Below are 16,711 nucleotides of genomic sequence, written 5' to 3'. Positions count from 1 at the left end.
GCGAGGGCCGGTGTGAGCGTTTGCCCTCATAAACCAAGAATGAAAGAGGTGCTCGTATGAGTTGGGATTGGCAGGTGTTCTGTCAGGACACCATTACCCAAGAGGTCGGGCAGAGTTGTTTTGGCAAGAACGGTGACATCACCTATCTGGATTGGATGATGTCGGCCTGGGGCTGGACTGTGTCGGTGGCATTGCTGTCGCTGGTCATCGCTCTGGTGCTGGGCGCAGTCATTGGTACCTTGCGTACCTTGCCCGATCGTCCGTGGATAGTGCGCCTGGGCAATGCCTGGGTGGAGTTGTTCCGCAATATTCCGTTGCTGGTCCAGGTGTTCATCTGGTACCACGTGGTTCCGGCCATCTTCCCTGCAATGAAGTCCCTGCCGGGCTTTGTGCTGGTGGTGTTCGCTATCGGTTTCTTCACCTCTGCCCGTATCGCCGAGCAGGTGCGCTCCGGTATTCAGGCTTTGCCGCGGGGCCAGCGATATGCCGGCATGGCCGTGGGGTTCACGACCTTCCAGACCTACCGCTATGTGCTGCTGCCGATGGCGTTTCGCATCATCATTCCGCCGCTGACCAGCGAGGCCATGAACGTGTTCAAGAACTCGTCCGTGGCGTTTGCCGTGTCCGTGGCCGAACTGACCATGTTCGCCATGCAGGCCCAGGAAGAGACGGCCCGTGGCGTCGAAATTTATATGGCTGTGACAGGTCTGTATGTGATTTCAGCCTTCATCATCAACCGCATCATGGCCTTCATCGAGAAGCGTTCTCGCGTTCCCGGCCTGATTGCAGCCAGCGGTGGAGGCCACTGATATGAATCTCAACCTCGACTGGTCGTTTTTCTCGTGGGACCTGTTCAGCAACTTTGTGCTGAAGGGGCTGTATTTCAGCGTGTCCTTGACCTTGATCGCCACGCTGGGCGGCATCTTCTTCGGCACCTTGCTGGCGCTGATGCGCCTGTCAGGCAAGAAGTGGCTGGACCTGCCTGCCACCATCTATGTCAACGGCATGCGCTCCATCCCGCTGGTGATGGTGATTCTGTGGTTCTTCCTGCTGATGCCCATGCTCATCGGCAAGCCCATCGGCGCTGAAACCTCGGCCATCATCACCTTTGTGGCTTTCGAAGCAGCATATTTCTCTGAAATCATGCGTGCCGGCATCCAGTCCATTCCACGTGGACAGGTGTTTGCAGGCCAGGCGCTGGGCATGACCTATGGTCAGAACATGCGTCTGGTGGTGCTGCCTCAGGCCTTCCGCAACATGCTGCCCGTGCTGCTGACCCAGACCATCATCCTGTTTCAGGATACCTCGCTGGTCTATGCGATCGGTGCCTACGACATGCTCAAGGGCTTCGAAATCGCCGGCAAGAACTTCGGCCGACCCATCGAATCCTATCTGGCGGCTGCCGTGACCTATTTTGTGATCTGCTTTGCACTGTCTTGGTTCGTCAAGCGTCTGCACAAGAAGATCGCCATTATTCGATGAAACACCCCCTGAGTCGCTTCGCGCCCTCCCCCTCAAGGGGGACGACGGCCTCGGCTGCGGGCTGGCCTGACCGAGCCCGTTGCAGGCGCTGCGATGGATCACTGACAAAAGTCGGAGTGAAAAATGATTGAACTCAAGAACGTTTCCAAGTGGTACGGCAGCTTTCAGGTGCTGTCCGATTGCTCCACCAATATCAACAAGGGCGAGGTGGTGGTGGTGTGCGGCCCTTCGGGCTCCGGCAAGTCCACGCTGATCAAGACCATCAATGCGCTGGAGCCTTTCCAGAAGGGCGAGATCTTTGTGGACGGCACGGCAGTGCACGATCCCAAGACCAATCTGCCCAAGCTGCGCAGCCGCGTGGGCATGGTGTTCCAGCACTTTGAGCTGTTTCCCCACCTGTCGGTGACGGAGAACCTGACCATCGCACAGATGAAGGTGCTGGGCCGCAGTGCTGCCGACGCCAAGACCCGTGGCCTCAAGATGCTGGACCGCGTGGGCCTGACCGCTCACAAGGACAAGTTCCCCGGCCAGCTCTCCGGCGGTCAGCAGCAGCGCGTGGCCATTGCGCGCGCTCTGTCCATGGATCCCATCGTCATGCTGTTCGACGAACCCACTTCGGCACTGGACCCCGAAATGGTGGGCGAAGTGCTGGACGTGATGATGGGCCTGGCCAACGAAGGCATGACCATGATGTGCGTGACCCACGAAATGGGATTTGCGCGCAAGGTGGCCAGCCGTGTGATCTTCATGGACGTGGGCGGCAAGATTCTGGAAGACTGCAGCAAGGAAGAGTTCTTCGGCCATCCCGAAAATCGCCAGCCGCGAACCAAGGAATTCCTCAACAAGATCCTGCAGCATTGATGCTGCTGCCCTCTGGGCCCAAGGCGCTCCTCGTGAGCGCCTTTTTTCATGGTCCGGTCATGAGAAGGTTTGAAAAAAAGATGAGCTGGAATCGCTTGTCAATCAACAAATATGGATATAAAAGTATTCAGATTTATTGGTTGGTGAGCGATGACAGCTCCTATTTTTTAATGTGAACTTGCCTGCATCAGGCAGGGCCAGGCCGGCGCGCTAGTCGAGCTGCACGCCGGTTTCCTTGACCAGCTGGCTCCAGTCGTCCAGGTCCTGGCGCAGGGTCTGGGTGAATTGCTCGGGCGTGGTCAGCGGCAGGTCCGAGAAGTTGAGTTCGCGCATGCGCTGGATCAGGGCCGGGTCGCGCAGCGCGCGCAGCACCTGTTCGTTGAGCTGCGCGACGATGGCCGGCGGGGTCTTGGCCGGCGCGAAGATGCCGTACCACGAGTAGTTCTTGAATGGGTAGCCGGCCTCGGTCATGGAGGGCACCTCGGGCAGGGACGGCAGCCGCCCCGAGCTGCTGCGGGCCAGTCGCTCTCGTCGCCCGCGAGGATGCGGCCTATCAGCCAGACCAGGTGGGTGGGGCAGTGCACCGCGCGCAGATGGGACATCGATGCCGGCACCTGGCCGCCGGGGCCGAGCAGGACCACGGTCTCGCCTTCGGGATTGCAGTTGCGCGGACCCAGGTTCTCGAAGTTCTCGGTATAGGCGTCGTACAGCGGCAGCACGAAGTAGCGCCCTGGATGGCGGGCCGAGGACGGAATGGTCAGCAGCATGGGGCCGCCTTCCAGGTTCAGCCAGGCCATGGAATACAGCAGGTCGTTGGCCGGAGTGACCACGTCGCGGTCCTCGTGGGTGGAAGGGCGCGGCGCATGGTGCAGCGTGTTCATGGGCGCGCGCACATCCGAGCCGGCCGAGCTGCCGGGGCGCAGGTGCGGTAGGTCTCGGTGAGCGGGTAGCCGTAGACGAAGGCGGCCTGGCCTATGGAGCGGGCCAGGGCCTGGCGCGCGTGCTGCAGGGTCGTGATGGACTGGGTCATGGAATCTACCTTTGCAAAAGGAACAGGAAGGCGTTCGGGAAAGAGTGCGGGGCTTCAGTTCGGCTGCACGCCGGTGGACTGGGTCAGCGCAATGGCGACGGGCAGGTAGGACTGGTAGTCGCTGGCGGCTTGGGCGGGCGTGTTGCCTATGGGGTCGGCCCCCATTTCCTGCAGGCGGCGCAGCATCTCGGGCTGTCGGACCACCACGGCCACTTCGCGGCCTATGCGCTCGACGATGGCGTCGGGCGTCTTGGCCGGAGCCATCAGCGAGGTGGGTGCCATGAAGGTGTAGACGTCGTCCCTGAAGCCCTGTTCGGCAAAGGTGGGGACGTCGGGCAGGGCGGTGGCGCGGCTGGTGCCGGGCACGGCCAGGGCGCGCAGCCGGCCGGACTCGATATAGGGCTTGAGCGTGGAGATGGAGGCCGAGGTCATCTGGATCATGCCGCTGATGAGGTCGGAGACCATGGGGCTTTCGCCCTTGTAGGCGGCGTGAAGTACCTTGACGCCATACTTGCGCTCCATGAAGGCCTGTATCTGGTGCGGCTGCGTGCCCGCGCCCCAGGAGCCCATGGCGTAGTCGCCGGGCGCCTTGCGCACCAGCTCGATCAGCTCGGCAAAGGTCTTGGCAGGCACGGAGGAGTGCACGGCCATGACGGTGCGCTGGCCGGCCACGTCCGAAACCATGCGCAGGTCGGTGCGCGGGTCGTAGGGCAGCTTCTTGTACAGCACCAGGTTGGCGGCGATGGGGCCGGGCACGGTCAGCAGCAGGGTGTAGCCGTCGGCAGCGCTCTTGACCACGTGGTCCGTGCCAATGATGCCGCCCGCGCCGCTGCGGTTTTCCACGATGACGGGCTGGCCCAGGCGCTTGGACAGGCCGTCGCCCAGGGCGCGCGCGAGGATGTCGGAGGAGCCGCCGGCCGCGAACTGCACGATGATGCGCACGGGGCGGCTGGGGTAGCTGCCCTGGGCGCGTGCGGCGACCGGAGCCAGGGCGAATACGGGAGCAAGTGCGGGAGCCAGGCCCGCCAGATGCAGCAGGCAGGCCCTGCATGGCGCCGTCGTTGCGGCCGCCAGCGGCCGGGGCTTGGGTGTGATGGGTCTTCATGCGAATCCTTGGGTTGGGGCAGAGGACATGCGGGCCGCGCTCAGCGGGCTGGGACTGTGCAGCGGTCGGCGCCTATCACCAGCGCATCGACCGCCACGCAGCCGCCCTGCTCCCGGGGCAGGGCGATCAGCGGGTTGATCTCGGCGCTGGACAGGGTGTCGCCGCAGCGCTGGGCAAAGTCGGCCAGGGCCACCAGCGCATCGGCCAGCGCCTGCAGGTCCGCGGGCGGCTTGCCGCGCGCGCCGGCCAGGATGGGGAAGGTGCGCAGCTCCTGCACCATGGCCAGGGCATCGTCCCTGGTGATGGGCAGTGCGCGCAGCGACACGTCGCGCAGGATTTCGACGTGGATGCCGCCCAGGCCGAACATCAGCACCGGGCCGAACACCGGATCGCGGTGCACGCCCGCAATGCATTCGACGCCGCCGTGCACCATGCGCGCGGCCAGCGCTCCGTCCAGCTGCGCTTCGGGCCGTGCCTGGCGCGCACTGGCGAGAATGCGCTCGAAGGCGGCGCCCGCATCCACGGCCGTGTGCAGGTTCAGCGCCACGCCGCCGACCTCGGACTTGTGCGCGATGTCGGCGCTGGCCACCTTCAGCGCAATGGTGCCCCCCAGGGCCTGCACGGCCTGCGCCGCCTGCTGCTGGGTGCGCACCAGCAGGTGGGGCACTACGGGCATGCCGGCCTTGGCCAGCAGTTCCATGCTGCGGGCTTCGGACAGGCTGCCCGCGGGCAGCTGCAGCGTGGGCGGGGCCGGGCAAGCCGACTGCAGCGGCGCGGCGCGCGGCGCATCAGCCAGCGAGGCCAGGGCGCCTATGCAGCGTATGGCCGCGCTGGGGTCCGAGAACACCAGGCCGCCCAGGGCTTCCATCTCGGCGCGGCGCGCGTCGGAGCACAGCGTGCAGATGGCCAGCAACGTGTCGGGGTGGGCGGCGCGCAGCTTTTCCACCAGGCAGCGCAGCACGGCCCAGAACGCGTCGGACAGGCCGCCCGCGGCGAAAAATCCCAGCCAGCTCGCGAAGTTCCGGTCCTGCATCATCAGCTCGGCGCTGCGCTCGAGCAGGGTGACGTCGTTGGTGACCTGGCCTGTGATGTCCACGGGGTTGCGTGGCGCGGCAAACGGCACCCATTCGAGCAACTGGCGCTGTGCGGCCTCGGACAGGGGCTGTACGTCGAGACCGGCGGCGCAGGCGTCGTCGGCCATCATGGCACCCACGCCGCCCGAGACGGTGAGCAGGCCCAGGGAGCGGTTGCGCGGAATCGGCGCGATGGAGGCGCTGGCCGCCAGCGCGAAGAAGTCGCTGATGGTGTGTGCGCGCAGCACGCCGTACTGGCGGAACACGGCGTCATAGACGGCATCGTTGCCGGCCAGCGATGCCGTATGCGAGGCGGCCGCAGCCGCACCCAGCTCGCTGGTGCCCACCTTGAACATGATCACGGGCTTGCCGGGCTCGCGCGCCAGCGCCAGGGCCGCGCGCAGGCGCTCGCCGTCGCGGCAGCCCTCCATGTAGGCCATGATGACATCGGTCTCCGGATCGCGGGCCAGCCAGGCGAGGCCGTCGGCCAGCTGCACGTCGGCTTCGTTGCCCGTGGTCGCCCACAGGGACAGGCCCAGACCGCGCTCGCGCGCCATGCTGTAGGCATAGGCTCCAAAGGCCCCGGACTGACTGACCAGGCATATGCGTCCGGGTTTGACGCGGCCTGCATTGGGGGCGGGCGAGAAGGTGGCATAGGTCTGGTGGCCGGGGCGCATGAAGCCCAGGCAGTTGGGGCCTATGAGGCGTATGCCGGCTGCGCGGGCGCGTTCCTGCAGGGCCTGCTGGGCCGCAGCGCCTTCAGCGCCGGTCTCGGCAAAGCCCGACGAGAACAGCACCATGGAGCGCACGCGGGCCGCAGCCGCGTCCTCGAGCACCGCAGTCACATGGGCCTGGGGTACGGCCACGATGGCCAGATCCACGGGCTCGGGGATGTCGGTCAGCCGCGCGTGGGCGGGCAGGCCCTGCACCGTGGCTACGCGCGGGTTCACGGCATGCAGGCGGCCCGTGTAGCCGAAGCGCAGCAGGTAGTCGAGCGGAATGCCGCCTATGCGCTGCGGCGAGTCGGTGGCGCCGACGACGGCAATGGAGCGTGGCGAGAACAGGGCATCCAGCCCGGCGAAATCGAAGTCCATGGATGGCTGCATGAAGTTCCTCTGTCAGAAGTTGTGGCGAACGCCCAGTGCCAACGAACGCACGCCGTTGCCGCTGTCGGCCACCACGGGCACATTGGCGATGGATACCGAGGAACCGCCCTCGTTGCTCAGTTGCAGCCAGCGCGCGTACAGCATGGTGCGCTTGCTCAGGTAGTGGTCGTAGCCCAGGGCCCAGGCGGTCTGGCGGCGTTCGGAGCCGTCGACTTTGCGGCGTGCCACCGACAGCAGCACCCTGGACGTGAAGGTCGCGCGCCACTCCGTGCCCAGTTGCAGGAGGTGGGCGTTGCCCGTACCGGCCTGGTTGATGCTGGCTCGGCTGTAGCTGCCGCTCAGGCGCAGCTTAGGCATGGCCTCCCAGCTGACCACCAGCGTCTGGTAGCGGCTGGTGCGCGGAGTGGCCACGGGCGCTGCAGCGCTGCCTTCTGTGGAGTTCTGGACGCTGTAGGCCATGAAGAAGGGCTTCTGGTTCCAGCCCACGGTGCCGCCGTAGAGACGGGCGTTGTTGCTGTTGGGCGAGGGCACCTCGCCGAAGGAGTAGGCCAGGTCCAGCACCCAGGGCTGGCCTTCGGGAAGGCGGTAGCGCACGAGATTGCTGCCGCGCGCGGTAAAGGCCTTCAGGTGCGGCTGGCCGTCGGTGCTATAGCCGAGGTTGGTGGGAGAGAACAGCGCATTCATGCTGAATGGATCGGCGCGGAACAGGGCGCTGAACATGGGCGTGTACATGCGGCCCATCTCGACGTGGCCCCAGGGCGCGCTCAGGCCGATGAAGGACTGGCGGGTAAAGGCCAGGGAAGGGGCGGGAATGGTGCCCCTGCCGGTGACCCCGGCCTCGAGCATGAAGCGGGCGCGCCAGCCACCGCCCAGCTCCTCGGAGCCGCTAAAGCCTATGCGCGAGGCGGCGCTGCCGCCGTCCTCCAGGCGTGTCAGCCGCGTGGCCCCGGATCGGGCGCTGTTGAGGTGAACGTCCATGACGCCGAAGATCTCCACGCTGCTCTGCGCCCAGGCGGCACTGCCGAATATGGTCCAGGCTGCGGCGGCCAGCCATTGCTTGTGCTTCACGATATGTCTCCTGTGTTTGTGCTTTTGCACGGGCGCATAGCCTTGCGCTGCGGTGTGACTGCTACTATCCGAACCAGTGCGGTTGGCACTCTGTCAACGCTTTGACAATTGGCGGCACTCGAGCCCGGGACTAACCCGGAGCCTGTTCTCCCGCGCACGCAGATCCATGCCTCGCAAACACCACCCTGCAGACGACTCCGTGGCGCTGATACAGCGTGCCCTGAGGCTGTGCCCGCTGATGAGGCACTGGCCGGATGACGTGCTGGACGAAGTGGTGGCCGTGGCGCGGCTGAGGCGCTATGACAAGCGAACGCCTCTCATGGTCGGCGAGCGATCGCGCCGCGAGGTGCTGGTGGTGGCTTCGGGGCGTCTGGCGGTGGAGGGCGTGGATGCGGCGGGCGTGCGCTTCGTGCTGTCCCTGCACGGCCCCGGAGAGATCGTGAGCCTGGTGCGCATGCTGGGCAACACCTGCTTCGTCTATCACTTTGTGGTGCAGGAGGGCACGGTGCTCGTGCACCGGGCGGGGCGTTCATGACCGTGCTGGATGCGCATCCGGCGCTGTGGCGCGATGTCTGCATGCTGGTACTGGAGCGCCTGCATGAGCAGATCGCCACCCAGCAACGCCGGGCTCTGGGCCATACCGCCAACATGTGGCCGATGCGCTGGCGCGGCTGGCGCTGATCCACGGCAAGGCCATCGAAAAGGCGGCCAGGCCCTGAACCTGCGCATCTCGCAGGGCGATCTGGCAGCCATGGTGGCGGTCTCGCGTCAGACCGTGAACAAGGAGTTGCGCACGCTGGAGCAGATGGGCGTGATCAATGCAGCCTACGGGTGCGTGACCATCCACGACCTCGAGGCCCTGCGCCAGGCGGCCGGCGGCCGGCGGCTGATCCCCCTGTGGCTCGTGCTGTGCCTGCCTCAGCGCGGCGCCGCTTGCAGCGCGGGGCGCATCAGCGTGCTCTGGCCGAACAGGCTTTGCACCAGGTCCACCACGAGCTCCGCCGTCTGGTTGCGCAGGTCCAGCGCCGGGTTGAGCTCCACAATGTCCAGCGAGGCAAGACGGCCGGTGTCGGCAATCATTTCCATGCACAGCTGGGCCTCGCGGTAGGTGGGGCCGCCGCGTACCGGTGTGCCGGTGCCGGGAGCAATGTCAGGATCGAGAAAGTCCACATCAAAGCTCAGATGCAGGTGGATGTCCCTGTCGTTGCGTCCCAGCAAGGTGAGCAGTGCGCGGCGCATCACTTCACGCATGCCCAGCTCGTCGATGGCCCGCATGTCGTAGACCTCCAGCCCCAGCTCTCGGATCATGTGCTTTTCGCTCTCGTCCACGCTGCGCAGCCCGATCTGGCAGAACGATGAGGCGGGCAGGGCGGGAGTCGCGCCGGACAGCGAGGCCAGTTCCGCCGGCCCCAGTCCGCAGAGGCTTGACACCGGCATGCCGTGCAGATTGCCCGTGGGCGAACTTTCGGGGGTGTTGCAATCCGAGTGGGCATCGAGCCAGAGCACGCGCAGCTGCTTGCCCGTGGCGCGGCAATGGCGGGCCACGGCGCTGATGGATCCTGTGGCAAGCGTATGGTCGCCACCCAGCAGTATGGGCAGCCGGTTTTGCTGCAGCACCTGCAGCACCGTGTCATGGGCGATCCGGTTCCAGCTCAGGCATTCGGCCAGATTGCGCAGACCCTGGGCATCGCGCGCGCCACGCGGGTTGGCGGGGCCGCTCAGATTGCCAAGATCGCTGACCTGCACGCCCAACCGTTCCAGAGCCGGGCCCAGCTGGGCCACACGCAGGGCATCGGGCCCCATGGCCGCGCCCAGGCGCGAGGCGCCGATATCGGTGGGCAGACCGATCAGTGTGGACGATGTGTATGCCATGAGCCGCTCCGCTTCAGGCCGTCTTACGGGCCGCAAGATTGATGATCTGGGGATTCGATGCCTGCCTCACCATGGCAAACAGATCCTTGGGGTCGGCAAGCTCCGGCACCAGCTCGATCTGAGACAGCAGGCCCGCGGCTCGTGCCAGGCTGTGCATGGTGCGCAGCGCCGAGTAGTCCTCCAGTGCGAAGCCCACGGAGTCGAACAGGGTGATCTGGGCATCCGATGTCCGGCCCGGCGCCAGCTTCTGCAGCACGCGCCAGAGCTCGGTCACGGCAAAGTCGGCCGGCATTTGCTGCAGCTCGCCCTCGATGCGCGTCTGCGGCTCGTACTCGACGAAGACCTGTGCACGTTGCAGGGCGCTGGCATCGAACTCCGTCTTGCCGGGACAATCTCCGCCTACGGCATTGATATGCATGCCAGGCTCCAGCAAATGCCCGGGGATGATGGTGGCGCGGGTCTTGTCGGCGGTGACGGTGGTCACGATGTCCGTGCCGGCCACTGCGTCCCGCACGCTGGTGCAGACGATGGCCGTGGCGCAGAAGCCGGGCAGGAACGGCTGCAGGTTGCGCAGCAGCTTTTGCGAGGCTGCAGGGTCGATGTCGAACAGGCGCAGCTCGCGCACGCCCAGCAGCTCCATGAAGGCCAGAGCCTGAAATTCACTTTGCGAGCCATTGCCGATCAGCGCCATGCTGCGGTTGCCGGCGCGCGCCAGATGGAGCGCGGCCATGGCGGATGTGGCGGCAGTGCGCAAGGCCGTGGTCAGCGTCAGCTCGCTGACAAAGCGCGGCATGCCGGTGGCGACATCGGCCAGCGCGCCGAAGGCCATCACCGTGGGCAGTCCCAGACGCGGATTGTGCGGGTGGCCGTTGACGTATTTGAAGGCGTAGTCCCGCGCATCGGCCACCGGCATCAGCTCGATCACGCCGCTGGCTGAATGGGCGGCTGTGCGCGCGCTTTTGTCGAAGTCCTGCCAGCGGCCGAAGTCGGCCTCCAGGGCTTGGCTGATCAGGCGCAGCACCTGGGTGATGCCGATGCGCGCTACCAGCCGGGCTGCATCGCTGGCGCTGAGAAAGTCGGTCCGGAATGGTGTCCCGGCCAGAGCTTGAGGAACAGACATGAGACTTCCTCCTTGACCTCATTTTTGAGGATTTCAGCGCCAAATGCCAGAGAAATGCCTGGGAAATACCCAAGAGGTGGGTCCATGACCGCGCTATGCGCAGGCCCGGGGCAGGGCACGAATGGGTTTGAGTGCGGGCCTGTCGCCAGCGAAGATGGGACAATATCGGCCATGACTCAGACCATCACGATTACCCGCCCCGATGACTGGCACTTGCATGTGCGCGATGGCGATGCCATGCGCTGCGTGGTGCCGCACACTGCCCGCCAGATGGGCCGTGCCATCATCATGCCCAACCTCAAGCCCCCGGTCACCACGGCGGAGATGGCTGCAGACTACCGCGCCCGCATTCTGTCGGCCGTGCCTGCAGGCAGCCAGTTCCAGCCGCTGATGACGCTGTATCTGACAGACAACCTGGGGCCTCAGGAAATCGTGCGAGCCAAGGCGGCCGGCGTGGTGGCCTGCAAGCTCTATCCCGCAGGTGCCACGACCAACTCCGACCATGGCGTGACCGACCTGCGCAAGATCTACCCGACGCTGCAGGCCATGCAGCGCGAAGGCCTGGTGCTGCTGGTGCACGGTGAAGTGACCGATCAGAGCATCGACCTGTTCGACCGCGAAGCCGTGTTCATCGAGCAGCAGCTCAAGCCTCTGCGCCAGGATTTCCCCGAGCTCAAGATCGTCATGGAGCATGTGACGACCAAGGAAGCCGCCGAATACGTGGCCGCAGCCGATGATTTCCTGGCGGCCACCATCACGCCCCAGCATCTGCTGTTCAACCGCAACGCCATCTTCCTGGGCGGCGTGCGCCCGCACTTCTATTGCCTGCCGGTCCTGAAGCGCGAAACCCATCGTCTGGCGCTGGTGCAGGCCGCCACCAGCGGCAGCCGCAAGTTCTTCCTGGGCACGGACAGCGCTCCTCACGCCGCGCACCTGAAGGAAGCCGCCACCGGCTGCGCCGGCTGCTACAGCGCACATGCCGCCATCGAGATGTATGCCGAGGTGTTCGACGGCGCCGGCGCCCTGGACAAGCTCGAAGCCTTTGCTTCCTTCAACGGCGCCGACTTCTACGGCCTGCCCCGCAACACCGACACCATCACCCTGGTCAAGGAAAGCTGGACGCCGCCCGTGAGCTTTGAATACGGCGAAGGGGCGCAGCTCAAGCCGCTACGTTTCGGCGAAGCCCTGCCCTGGAAGATGCTGGATTAAAAACAGTAGCTGCAAGCGCCTGTGTTCACTTGAATCACAAGTGTTTTCGGTCTGAAATCAATAAAGGAGTTGCGCAAGCTGCTCCTTTTTTAATTTGGCTTTGAGCATGGCCTCGGTTAGGCTTAGCCAAACAGCGCTCAGGAGATTGCATGCCCAACGATGTCCAGCCCAGGATTGCCTTGCTGATCGATGCGGACAACGCGCCCGCGGAGATGATTGACGAGATATTGACCGAGCTGTCCACCTTCGGCCTGATCAATATCCGCCGTGCCTATGGCAACTGGACCAAGGCCGGTCTGCATGGCTGGCAGAGCAAGCTGCTGGAGTACGCCGTGCGGCCCATGCAGCAGTTCGACTACTCCAAGGGCAAGAACGCGACCGATATGGCCATGACGGTGGATGCCATGGAGCTGCTCTATACCGAAAAGCCCGATGCCTTCGGCATCGTCTCCTCGGACGCCGACTTCACCCCGCTGGTCATGCATTTGCGCGCCAAGGGCGCTGCCGTCTATGGATTCGGTGCGGAGCAGACGCCCAGGGCTTTCGTCAACGCCTGCTCGCGCTTTCTGTATTTCGATGCGCTCAAGGAGCTGGGCGATGGCATTGTCAGCCGCAGCGAACGCCGCGAGGCTCTGGAGGCCGATGCAGTGCCACGTGCAGTGCCTGCGGCAAGCCAGCCGCAGGGATCGAGCCCCAACGCCGGCAATGGCCGGGTGGCTGGCGGCACCGGTGTGGCCGCACCCGCCTGCACCACGCTGCGCGTGCCTTCGCACATGCTCAAGGAAGACCGGCAACTCATCGCCATGCTGCGCGATGCCGTCAAGGCCACCCAGGACGAGGCCGGCTGGGCGCGTGTGGCGGCGGTGGGTACGCATATAGGCAACAAGCTGTCGTTTGATGCACGCAACTATGGCTATGCCTCGCTGACCAAGCTCATGGCCGCGACCCAGGTGTTCGAGCTGCGCGACGAGGGCACGGCCCGCGTGGCGGTGCGCGATCTGCGTGGGCATCAGGACGAGGTGCTGCCTTGATGCAGCCAGCCGCAATGCAGTCGGTGGATTGGGCCGTTGACTGGCAGGCGCCCTGGCTGGCACCGCTGCAAGAGCTGGGGCGCAAGGTGCATGACCAGGTGCTGGATGGTGCCGGCGTGGCCAGGGCCTTGCAGGAGGTGGCTGCAGCCCACGGACTGCTGCCGGGATGGCGGTTCGTCGATCAACTGCAGCTGCCTCCCGGCCAGGCCTATGAGGCCTTCATCCACCGTGAGCAGTGCATTCCCACGCGCGACAATCTGCATGACTTCTTCAACGGCCTGATCTGGCTGCACTGGCCGCTGCTCAAGCAGCGGCTCAATGCGCTGCAGGCGGCCGAGATCGCGCGCCAGGGCGTGGGAGCGCAGCGCGGGCGCCTGCGCGATTCGATCACGGTGCTGGACGAAAACGGCGGCTTGCTGCTCGCGCCGCAGGCCCTGTGCGATTCGCTGCGCGACAAGCGCTGGCAGGAGCTGTTCGTGGCCCGGCGTGCGCTGTGGCAGCAGGCGCGCTTTCTGCCCATAGGCCATGCCCTGCTGGAAAAGCTGGTCCGGCCGCGCAAGGCCATCACCGCACATGTGATCTGCGTGCCGCTGGAGCAGGCTCCGGGCCTGGCGTCGCCGGCCGAGGCCGACGGCTGGCTGGACGATCAGTTGCGGACCCAGTCTTGCAATCTCGCCAGCAAGCCCTATCTACCAATTCCCATATTGGGAATCCCGGACTGGTGCCTGCAGAACCAGAACTTTTCCTTCTATGATGACTCTCTAGTTTTCCGAGCCCCACGTACCGCACAAACAACACAACAACGGGTACTGCCAGAAAGAGAGCTGGCTTGATGCGCATTCGTCCTGCACAGGCGGTGCCTCAGGGGTTCTGGCCATTTTGTCCCCTGTGTGGAGTACACCCTCGATGAAACGTATTGCCTTATTTCTATTGACCAATATCGCCGTGGTGGCGGTATTGGGCATCGTCGCCAGCTTGCTGGGCGTCAACCGCTACCTCACTGCCAACGGCCTCAACCTGGGCGCCCTGCTGGGCTTTGCCTTCATCATGGGCTTTGGCGGCGCCATCATCTCGCTGCTGATCTCCAAACCCATGGCCAAGTGGACATCGGGTGTGCAGGTCATCAACGAGCCGCGCAACGCCGATGAGGCCTGGATCGTCAACACCGTGCGCGGCTTTGCCGAAAAGGCCGGCATCGGCATGCCAGAGGTCGGCATCTATGAGGGCGAGCCCAACGCCTTTGCGACTGGTGCCTTCAAGAACTCGGCCCTGGTGGCCGTGTCCACGGGGCTGCTGGAAGGCATGACGCGTGAAGAGGTCGAGGCCGTGATCGGTCACGAAGTGGCCCACATCGCCAATGGCGACATGGTGACCATGACGCTGATCCAGGGCGTGATGAACACCTTTGTGGTCTTCCTCTCGCGCGTGATCGGCTATGCGGTCGACTCCTTCCTGCGCCGCAACGACGAGCAAAGCTCGGGCCCCGGCATCGGCTACATGATCACCACCGTGGTGCTGGATATCCTGCTGGGCTTTGTCGCCGCCATGATCGTGGCCTGGTTCTCGCGCCAGCGCGAGTTCCGTGCCGACGCGGGTGCCGCACAGCTCATGGGGCGCAAGCAGCCCATGATGAATGCGCTGGCCCGTCTGGGCGGCATGCATCCGGGCGAGCTGCCCAAGAGCGTGGCGGCCATGGGCATTGCCGGCGGCATTGGCCAGCTGTTCTCTACCCACCCGCCCATCGAGCAGCGCATTGCTGCACTGCAAAACGCCCGCTAAGCGTACACATGTGTAAACGGCAGTAGCCGGTCTTTACCGCTGCTTCACAAGCCCCTGTCAACAACCGACAGGGGCTTTTGCGTTGTAAGAGCATATACATGTCCCCGGACTTTCAGGAGTTGTGATGTCCTTCATCTCTCAAACCATGACCCGCCGCCTGCTGCCGGTCTTGCTGCTGGGCGGCTCGGCGGCCCTGCTTACGGGCTGTGTGGTGGCGCCGGCCTATCCGGCTTATGGAACCGAGGTGGTCGCAGGCGACGTCTATGCACCCATGGCCCCGCCTCCCCTGATCAACGAGGTGATTCCGGTGGCTCCCTCGCCGGCCTATGTCTGGATCGGCGGCTCCTGGGGCTGGGGCGGCGGACGCTACAACTGGCGTCCCGGTCGCTGGGCCATGCCGCCACGTCCCGGCTACGGCTGGCATGAAGGGGGCTGGAACCATGGCCCTGGTGGCTGGCATCATGGCGGCGGCCATTGGGGACCGCGCCGTTGAGGGCGTCCGCTAGGTGACAAGAGATGGCACTGGCCCGCTAGGCGGTCCGTGCCTGCGCCGCTAGAGTCGGGTGCAGGAGGCTTGCCGTGAATCCTGCTCTTGTCACCCGCCGCGAAGGCGCTGTTCTCGTTCTCTCCAACAACAACCAGGCCGCGCGCAATGCGCTGTCGCCCGAGTATTACCACGCGGTCATGGAAGGGCTGCGTGCGGCCGGCACCGATGCCTCGGTGGCCGCCGTGATCCTCACGGGCGAGGGCGGTCATTTCTGCGCTGGCGGCGATCTGAACCAGCTGGCGACGCGGCGCGAGATGCCGCTGGCCGAACGCCGTCTCAGGCTCGAGGATCTCAACCATCTGATGCGTGCCATACGCGACTGCCCCAAGCCCGTGATCGCGGCGGTGGAGGGCGCTGCTGCGGGTGCAGGCCTGTCTCTGGCCATGGCTTGCGACATGCTGGTGGCGGCAAGGTCGGCGGTTTTCTCGGTGGCCTATGTGAAGGTCGGCCTCACCCCCGACGGTGGTGCGACCTCGTTTCTGGCCGAGTTCATGTCCCGTCAGTTGCTGACCGAGCTCTGCCTGACGGGCGAGCGCATCAGCGGCGAGCGCATGCATGCGCATGGCTGCGTCAACCGTTTGGCGGAGCCGGGCCAGGCCTTGGCCCAAGCGCTGGAACTGGCGCGGCAACTGGCCCAGGGGCCGGAGGTGGCGACCGCGCGTATCAAGGCTCTGTGCCGGGTGGCCCACCGCCACAGCCTGGAGCAGCAACTGGCGCTGGAGGCCGATCATATGGTCGAGGCCCAGGGCGGCGAGGAGTCCCGCGAAGGCATTGCGGCCTTTCTGGAAAAGCGTGCGCCCGACTTTGCCAGGCTGCGCGGAGCCTGACAGGGCGCTCCTGGTGACCTAGCGAACCGTGTAGTTGAGCTGGAACATCACGCCGGCATTGCCCAGCACATTGATCTGGGCTCCCCAGTTCCGATTGAAGTCATAGCCCACGGCCGGAATGGCCGTGATGCCCCAGCCATGCCGGTTGTTGAACGGGATCTTCTTGTTGTACGGAAACTTGTAGCCGTGAATGATGCCGCCCGTGACCTTGAAGAAAAGGCCAGGCACGCTGTCAAACGGCCTGAAGCGCCAGCCGTAGTAGGCGTACTGGCTGGGCTGGCCGAATGAATTCTTGAAATAGGCAAAGCCCGCGATATGGCGTTCGTCCAGCTCCTTCTCGGCCTGGATCAGCCAGACATAGGCATGCTTTTGCTCGTCGGGCTCGAAATCGTTTTCCTTCTTGGCATCGGAAAAATGCCAGTCCAGGGGGGCGTAGCCAAACATCCAGCCCGACAGCGCAGAGGGCTTGCCGGCGGCAGTGTCTGCTGCAGCAGTGGAATCACTGGTCTGTGCGCCGGCACTGGCGGCAGCCAGCCAGCAGGCCAGTCCCAGGGTTGCAGAGGCAGGGGCGAGTCGCAGAGGTTTCATGGTGACGCTTGAC

General features: G+C 65.0%; 20 protein-coding genes and 1 pseudogene. 12 read left to right on the top strand and 9 right to left on the bottom strand.

The annotated features are described in order from the left end of the window. Positions 1 to 56: 56 nt before the first annotated feature. The 3 genes from F0P97_RS24100 to F0P97_RS24090 all read left to right on the top strand — a co-directional run bounded on the left by F0P97_RS24100 (position 57) and on the right by F0P97_RS24090 (position 2,343). Entirely contained in the window at positions 57 to 809 is a 753-nt protein-coding gene (locus F0P97_RS24100; RefSeq protein ID WP_003068095.1) for an amino acid ABC transporter permease, read from the top strand. A 1-nt stretch (position 810) separates the two neighbouring features. Then, a complete protein-coding gene (locus tag F0P97_RS24095; protein ID WP_182284624.1) occupies positions 811 to 1,482 on the top strand; it encodes an amino acid ABC transporter permease in 672 nt (223 codons plus the stop codon). A gap of 123 nt (positions 1,483 to 1,605) precedes the next feature. Next, positions 1,606 to 2,343: an amino acid ABC transporter ATP-binding protein gene (locus tag F0P97_RS24090; RefSeq protein WP_003068099.1), complete on the top strand. Its 738-nt coding sequence runs from the start codon at positions 1,606 to 1,608 to the stop codon at positions 2,341 to 2,343. Positions 2,344 to 2,553: 210 nt separating this feature from the next. On the opposite strand, the gene F0P97_RS24085 is transcribed toward F0P97_RS24090, so the two are convergent. From F0P97_RS24085 to F0P97_RS24065, 6 genes are all read right to left on the bottom strand, one after another. Then, positions 2,554 to 2,814, bottom strand: coding sequence for a tripartite tricarboxylate transporter substrate-binding protein (locus F0P97_RS24085; protein WP_232538044.1), 261 nt, complete (start codon positions 2,812 to 2,814; stop codon positions 2,554 to 2,556). After that, positions 2,811 to 3,224, bottom strand: a complete 414-nt coding sequence (locus tag F0P97_RS24080) for a DUF1254 domain-containing protein (protein ID WP_232538043.1) — start codon at positions 3,222 to 3,224, stop codon at positions 2,811 to 2,813. The genes F0P97_RS24085 and F0P97_RS24080 overlap by 4 nt, the downstream gene beginning before the upstream one ends. Further along, positions 3,221 to 3,373, bottom strand: coding sequence for a hypothetical protein (locus tag F0P97_RS28105; RefSeq protein ID WP_232538042.1), 153 nt, complete (start codon positions 3,371 to 3,373; stop codon positions 3,221 to 3,223). The genes F0P97_RS24080 and F0P97_RS28105 overlap by 4 nt, the downstream gene beginning before the upstream one ends. 54 nt (positions 3,374 to 3,427) lie before the next feature. Next, entirely contained in the window at positions 3,428 to 4,411 is a 984-nt protein-coding gene (locus F0P97_RS24075; RefSeq protein WP_182287308.1) for a tripartite tricarboxylate transporter substrate binding protein, read from the bottom strand. A gap of 107 nt (positions 4,412 to 4,518) precedes the next feature. Then, on the bottom strand, positions 4,519 to 6,657 hold the full coding sequence (locus tag F0P97_RS24070) for an acetate--CoA ligase family protein (RefSeq protein WP_420093894.1): 2,139 nt from the start codon (positions 6,655 to 6,657) through the stop codon (positions 4,519 to 4,521). Positions 6,658 to 6,669: 12 nt separating this feature from the next. After that, entirely contained in the window at positions 6,670 to 7,725 is a 1,056-nt protein-coding gene (locus F0P97_RS24065) for a porin (RefSeq protein WP_182284622.1), read from the bottom strand. Positions 7,726 to 7,891: 166 nt separating this feature from the next. Between F0P97_RS24065 and F0P97_RS27760 the strand changes: the two genes are divergently transcribed. The 3 genes and pseudogenes from F0P97_RS27760 to F0P97_RS27870 form a co-directional block, all read left to right on the top strand. Next, positions 7,892 to 8,260: a cyclic nucleotide-binding domain-containing protein gene (locus tag F0P97_RS27760; RefSeq protein WP_232538040.1), complete on the top strand. Its 369-nt coding sequence runs from the start codon at positions 7,892 to 7,894 to the stop codon at positions 8,258 to 8,260. Further along, positions 8,257 to 8,406, top strand: a complete 150-nt coding sequence (locus F0P97_RS27755) for a hypothetical protein (RefSeq protein WP_232538039.1) — start codon at positions 8,257 to 8,259, stop codon at positions 8,404 to 8,406. The genes F0P97_RS27760 and F0P97_RS27755 overlap by 4 nt, the downstream gene beginning before the upstream one ends. Next, a pseudogene (locus F0P97_RS27870) lies at positions 8,363 to 8,581 on the top strand (helix-turn-helix domain-containing protein); the annotation flags it as partial. The gene F0P97_RS27755 and the pseudogene F0P97_RS27870, both read left to right, overlap by 44 nt. A gap of 62 nt (positions 8,582 to 8,643) precedes the next feature. Here the strand turns inward: F0P97_RS27870 and rocF are convergent. Further along, on the bottom strand, positions 8,644 to 9,597 hold the full coding sequence (rocF, locus tag F0P97_RS24055) for an arginase (protein ID WP_182284621.1): 954 nt from the start codon (positions 9,595 to 9,597) through the stop codon (positions 8,644 to 8,646). Between the two features lie 13 nt (positions 9,598 to 9,610). Next, on the bottom strand, positions 9,611 to 10,717 hold the full coding sequence (locus F0P97_RS24050; protein ID WP_182284620.1) for an ornithine cyclodeaminase: 1,107 nt from the start codon (positions 10,715 to 10,717) through the stop codon (positions 9,611 to 9,613). A gap of 162 nt (positions 10,718 to 10,879) precedes the next feature. On the opposite strand from F0P97_RS24050, the gene pyrC reads away from it, so the two are divergent. The 6 genes from pyrC (at position 10,880) to F0P97_RS24020 (ending at position 16,110) form a co-directional block, all read left to right on the top strand. Next, positions 10,880 to 11,926: a dihydroorotase gene (gene pyrC, locus F0P97_RS24045; protein WP_182287307.1), complete on the top strand. Its 1,047-nt coding sequence runs from the start codon at positions 10,880 to 10,882 to the stop codon at positions 11,924 to 11,926. 149 nt (positions 11,927 to 12,075) lie between these two features. After that, on the top strand, positions 12,076 to 12,957 hold the full coding sequence (locus F0P97_RS24040) for an NYN domain-containing protein (protein WP_182284619.1): 882 nt from the start codon (positions 12,076 to 12,078) through the stop codon (positions 12,955 to 12,957). A 14-nt stretch (positions 12,958 to 12,971) separates the two neighbouring features. Continuing rightward, positions 12,972 to 13,790 (top strand): DUF3025 domain-containing protein, encoded by an 819-nt coding sequence (locus tag F0P97_RS24035; RefSeq protein WP_182287306.1) that lies wholly within the window; start codon positions 12,972 to 12,974, stop codon positions 13,788 to 13,790. 73 nt (positions 13,791 to 13,863) lie between these two features. After that, positions 13,864 to 14,736: a protease HtpX gene (gene htpX / locus F0P97_RS24030; protein ID WP_003068113.1), complete on the top strand. Its 873-nt coding sequence runs from the start codon at positions 13,864 to 13,866 to the stop codon at positions 14,734 to 14,736. Positions 14,737 to 14,860: 124 nt separating this feature from the next. Beyond that, on the top strand, positions 14,861 to 15,229 hold the full coding sequence (locus tag F0P97_RS24025) for a YXWGXW repeat-containing protein (protein ID WP_003068115.1): 369 nt from the start codon (positions 14,861 to 14,863) through the stop codon (positions 15,227 to 15,229). Positions 15,230 to 15,315: 86 nt separating this feature from the next. Continuing rightward, the gene (locus tag F0P97_RS24020) at positions 15,316 to 16,110 is read left to right on the top strand and encodes an oxepin-CoA hydrolase, alternative type (RefSeq protein WP_182284618.1); all 795 of its coding nucleotides are present in this window, start codon (positions 15,316 to 15,318) and stop codon (positions 16,108 to 16,110) included. 18 nt (positions 16,111 to 16,128) lie between these two features. Here F0P97_RS24020 and F0P97_RS24015 read toward each other — a convergent pair whose 3' ends face one another. After that, positions 16,129 to 16,698: a hypothetical protein gene (locus F0P97_RS24015; protein WP_182284617.1), complete on the bottom strand. Its 570-nt coding sequence runs from the start codon at positions 16,696 to 16,698 to the stop codon at positions 16,129 to 16,131. Positions 16,699 to 16,711: the final 13 nt, after the last annotated feature.

The sequence above is a fragment of the Comamonas testosteroni genome, assembly GCF_014076415.1.
Classification (GTDB): domain Bacteria; phylum Pseudomonadota; class Gammaproteobacteria; order Burkholderiales; family Burkholderiaceae_C; genus Comamonas; species Comamonas testosteroni_F.
Note: the sequence above shows the minus strand (reverse complement) of the source record. Positions and strands in the feature narration are given on the sequence as shown.